At 44.0% G+C, this 4385-nt stretch carries 6 protein-coding genes; all 6 read right to left on the bottom strand.

What is annotated here, in order from left to right; all coding sequences use genetic code 11:
* Positions 1-962 precede the first annotated feature (962 nt).
* The 6 genes from Q0620_RS08760 to Q0620_RS08735 all read right to left on the bottom strand — a co-directional run bounded on the left by Q0620_RS08760 (position 963) and on the right by Q0620_RS08735 (position 4300).
* Positions 963-1961 carry a beta-ketoacyl-ACP synthase III gene (locus Q0620_RS08760; RefSeq protein ID WP_298784558.1) on the bottom strand — a complete coding sequence of 333 codons (999 nt, stop codon included), beginning with the start codon at positions 1959-1961 and terminating at the stop codon, positions 963-965.
* Between the two features lie 8 nt (positions 1962-1969).
* On the bottom strand, positions 1970-2962 hold the full coding sequence (plsX, locus tag Q0620_RS08755; protein WP_298784555.1) for a phosphate acyltransferase PlsX: 993 nt from the start codon (positions 2960-2962) through the stop codon (positions 1970-1972).
* Between the two features lie 4 nt (positions 2963-2966).
* Entirely contained in the window at positions 2967-3113 is a 147-nt protein-coding gene (gene rpmF / locus Q0620_RS08750) for a 50S ribosomal protein L32 (RefSeq protein WP_005871250.1), read from the bottom strand.
* 18 nt (positions 3114-3131) lie between these two features.
* Entirely contained in the window at positions 3132-3485 is a 354-nt protein-coding gene (locus Q0620_RS08745; protein WP_298784553.1) for a hypothetical protein, read from the bottom strand.
* 9 nt (positions 3486-3494) lie between these two features.
* Positions 3495-3908 carry a nucleoside-diphosphate kinase gene (gene ndk / locus Q0620_RS08740; protein ID WP_177388469.1) on the bottom strand — a complete coding sequence of 138 codons (414 nt, stop codon included), beginning with the start codon at positions 3906-3908 and terminating at the stop codon, positions 3495-3497.
* 107 nt (positions 3909-4015) lie between these two features.
* A complete protein-coding gene (locus tag Q0620_RS08735) occupies positions 4016-4300 on the bottom strand; it encodes a 4Fe-4S dicluster domain-containing protein (protein WP_005871245.1) in 285 nt (94 codons plus the stop codon).
* Positions 4301-4385: the final 85 nt, after the last annotated feature.

Genomic DNA, 4385 nt, shown 5'->3' with positions numbered 1-4385 from the left:
AGAATTTAGGATTTTACGTTATTTAAAATTTTAAACCTGGCGCACGAACAAAACGCTAGATAGTCCAAGTTAACGGGGGAATTTTAAATAATTTTAGATCGCTTTCTAAAAAATAATCGAAATTTTATCCGAATGGAATTTGAACTTAAAATTTATAAAAAATTGCCTTAATAATATGCTTTAATACCTGTCGTCCGTAACTGCAAGATGATATTTCGTGCTAAAATTTCCCAATGCTTACAATGACATTGAGCTAGGCATATCATCAAACCTATAAATCGCTGTAGCTTTCACACTAAAGCTAAGTGCATTGACCGCTTTAGTCTGCAGCTGACGCGACCGCGTCCTCCGTCATCCACTATCTACACAGGGATAAATGTATATTGTATAACGGGAGATAGCTGGAGATTTTAACGCCCTATAATACGACGCCTCTTCGCTCATGGCATAGCGTCCTTTATTGTTCCATTCGTAGTATTTGATTTAAATTTACCGGCATTTATGCTAAATTTCAAATCTAAGGCAATTTGTTGCTTGCTGTTGTAAGCGTTTTGGTATTTGAATTTTATTCTACAGCCTATATGTAAGTCGCTAAAAAGATCCACCATACGCCGCCGTAAAAATACTTGCCGAGCTTCGCAGCTAATTACAAGCCGTTAATGTATAGAATCAGCTGAAATTAACACCCATTTAAGCTATTGCATATTTGATTTCTTTTATATTCTAAAAGCCCGCCACCAAAAAGCAGCAGACCTAAGACTAACGTCGTTTTACTATCTCACGCAGAAGCCGATATGCAAACTGCGCAAAATTATAATATGCTTTTTATTGCAAACGCTTCATTTTAAAATTTTGAAACCCGACTCGGAATAAATATAAATTTGAAATTAGTTTTATAAATAAGCTTGGAATTTTAACTCTTAAATATGGCGAAATTCAAAGATAATGAAAGTTCAAAGGCGCTAGTTTATGCTCTTGCCGCCGAATTTCAAAAGCGCGCTGCCCCACGTAAAGCCGCCGCCGAACGCATCCAAAAGCATAAGTGAGCCGTTTTTGAGCCTGCCGCTCTCGTAAGCGTCATTTATCGCCATCGGGATCGACGCCGAGCTCGTGTTGCCGTATTTGCCGATCGTAAGCACGCACTGCTCGTCGCTAAATTCTAATCTCGCCTTGACCGCCTCGATAATGCGTAAATTAGCCTGATGCGGGATGAAAAGATCGACCTGCTCGGGCGAAATTTTATTTTTCTCCAAAATCTCCACGACGTCGTTACTGAGCGTCGGTACCGCAATTTTAAAGACCTCGCGCCCGGCCATCTGCATGAAGCCTAGTTTTTCGTCGATGATTTTTTGGCTGAGTGGATTGACGCTGCCTGGGGCTGCGGTGATGAGAAGATCGCCCTTGCTGCCGTCGCTAGCGGTATGAATGTCGATGATTTCGTTATCGTCGCGCGCCGCGATAACCGCAGCGCCTGCGCCGTCGCCGAAAAGTATGCACGTAGCGCGGTCGCTCCAATCGACTATCGAGCTTAGCTTTTCCGTGCCGATTATCAACACGTGTTTTTTGGCACCGCTTTCGATGAGGGATTTTGCGAGCTCCAAAAGATAGATGAAGCCCGTACAGGCGGCATTTATATCAAACGCCGTGATGCCGAAATTTAAGCCCAGTTTATTTGCGATGACACACGCAGTCGAGGGCATACAGAAATAATCGGGTGAGATCGTGGCGCAGATTATCGCATCGATCTCGTTTTTTTGCAAACCGCTACGTTCGATCGCCTTTAGTGCCGCCTTCGCACCTAGATCGCTAGTGGTCTCGCCCTTCGCGATACGGCGCTCATGAATGCCTGTTCGCTTGACGATCCATTCATCAGTCGTTTCAACTATTTTTTCAAGATCGAAATTAGTTAAAATTTGACTCGGCGCGTATGCTGCGATTGAGATCATCGAGGCTTTTTGCATTCGTTTTCCTATTCGTTTGAAGAAATTTCGCTTTCTATCGCGAAGTTGATTTTAGAATCTGCAAATTTAAGCGCTTGAAAGATCGCGTTTTTAACGGCTTTCGGGGTGCTTTTGCCGTGGCTTATGATGACGCATTCCTTGACGCCCAAAAGCGGCGCGCCGCCGTATTCGTCGTAGTCCGTGCTTTTTTTGATAATTTTAAAGACGCGCTTCATCAAGATGGAGCCTGCGATGGCGATAGGGGATTTTTTTGTTTCGTTTTTGATAAGTTTGCCGATAGCGCTCGCGACGCCTTCGCTGGATTTTAGCATAATGTTACCAATAAATCCATCGCACACGACCACGTCTACCGAGCCGTCAAAAATTTGATTGCCTTCGACATTACCAATAAAATTTTGCATCTTCTTAAGCATATGAAAGGCTTCTTTTGTTACCTCGTTGCCTTTACTATCCTCCTCGCCGTTGGATAATAAGCCGATGCGTGGTGCGTTTAGGCCCATAATCTCCTTGGCGTATGCTTCGCCCATAATCGCGAATTGAGACAAATTCTCAGGCTTACAATCCACATAAGCGCCCACATCCAGCACAAGCGTGCGTCCACCTATGGAATTTGGCATCAGCGTAGCGATTGCAGGGCGCAAAATGCCCTTTAGTCTGCCTATGCGAAGCGTAGCAAGACTCATCGTAGCGCCGCTATGTCCTGCTGATACCACGGCTTTGCAAGTGCCGTCTTTTACTAGATCGACCGCTTTAAAGATGCTACTCTCTTTGCGTTTAAGAGCGTCGGTTGCGCCCTCTTTCATCTCGAAAACTTCGCTTGCAGCTACGTAAGTGATATATTTCTCAAAGCCTTGATCTTGTGGAATAAAAGGCTTGATTTGCGCTTCGTCGCCTACCAAAAACGCATTAAATTTACGCTCTCGCAGCGCATCTACGACTCCGTTTATTATCGGCTCGCAGCCGAAATCACCGCCCATCGCGTCTATAGCAACGGAAATCATCGGATTAATATTCGCCCGTAGTTTTGTTTATTCTATGCGGAATTTTCCAGCTTCCGTCTTTATCTTTGACGGGAATCGGAAGGGTCACTTTGTAGTGAGTGCGTCTTTTCGCCGCACGAGTTTTACTAACTCTTCGCTTTGGAACTGCCATTTTTTCTCCTTTATAAATTTAGTTCTTGCATTCTTCGCAATAAAAATAGTCGCTTTTAAAAGCTTCTGTTTCGCTTCTTAAAATTTCATCCACATCAACTTCGGCACCGAAAAACTCCATCACGTCCAAGCTCTCGTGCCTTTCGTCGTTAAAAACGCCTTCGCTTAAAAGCAAATTTACGCTCTCGCTCACGTCAAGATCAAATTCTTTGCCGCAGCGGTCGCAAATGTATGGAATTTTACCCTTAATTTCGCCCTTGCACTCGATAAACTTAGAGTCTTTTCGTTTTAAATTTCCGCTAAACTTAAGCCCGTCTTGCGAAATTTCAAACGGCACAGGCACGGCGGAAATTTTAGCAAAAGCGATTTTCACGCGACACTCTTAGCAAATTTCTCTTTTTGCAAAGAAAAATGCGATCTCGGTTTTTGCGTTTTCTAGGCTGTCGCTGCCGTGAACGGCATTAGCGTCGATGCTATCCGCAAAATCCGCTCTGATCGTGCCTTTATCCGCTTTTTTCGGATCGGTAGCGCCCATTAGAGCGCGATTTTTAGCTACGGCATCGTCGCCTTCGAGTACCATTACGACCACCGGGCCGCTAGTCATAAACTCAATCAGATCCTTGTAAAAAGGGCGGTCTTTGTGAATTTCATAAAATTTACCCGCATCTTCGGCGCTTAGGCATAATTTTTTAGCCGCTGCGATTCTTAGTCCGTGGCTTTCGAAACGATCGATAATTTTGCCGATAACGCCCTTTTTAACGGCATCAGGCTTAATAATAGAAAGCGTTTGCTGCATATAATCTCCTTAAAGTGAAAGGCGGATTGTATCGAAAAATAGGTTAAAATTTATTTAAGGATTGAATGAATTAAAATTCCGCGCATTTGATCGCGGAATTTTATCTGCTAAGCAAATACCGGGGTATCTCCGCTGCGTAGATCCGCACCTATGGAATCTCTGCTAGGTTGGCCCGCTACGATGTCGCTCCAGACGATACAGCCGTCGGTCGGACAGGCGCTAGCACAAGCCGGCTCGTCATTGTAGCCGACACACTCGACGCATTTATCGGCGTATACGTAGTAGCTATCCTCGCCGCTTGGGTTATCGCTATCGTCAACGATCGCATTTACCGGGCACTCGTCGATGCATGAGCCGCAGCTAATGCAAATATCGGTGATTTTTACAGCCATTGTTTCTCCTTTATCAAAAAATGAAGCGCGATGATAACATACTAAATTTAAAAAATGATAAAATTTAATATTATCAAGCAAATAA

The sequence above is a fragment of the uncultured Campylobacter sp. genome (assembly GCF_938017615.1).
GTDB lineage: Bacteria > Campylobacterota > Campylobacteria > Campylobacterales > Campylobacteraceae > Campylobacter_B.
The sequence above is the reverse complement of the archived record's forward strand: the minus strand, read 5'-3'. Positions and strand labels throughout refer to the sequence as shown.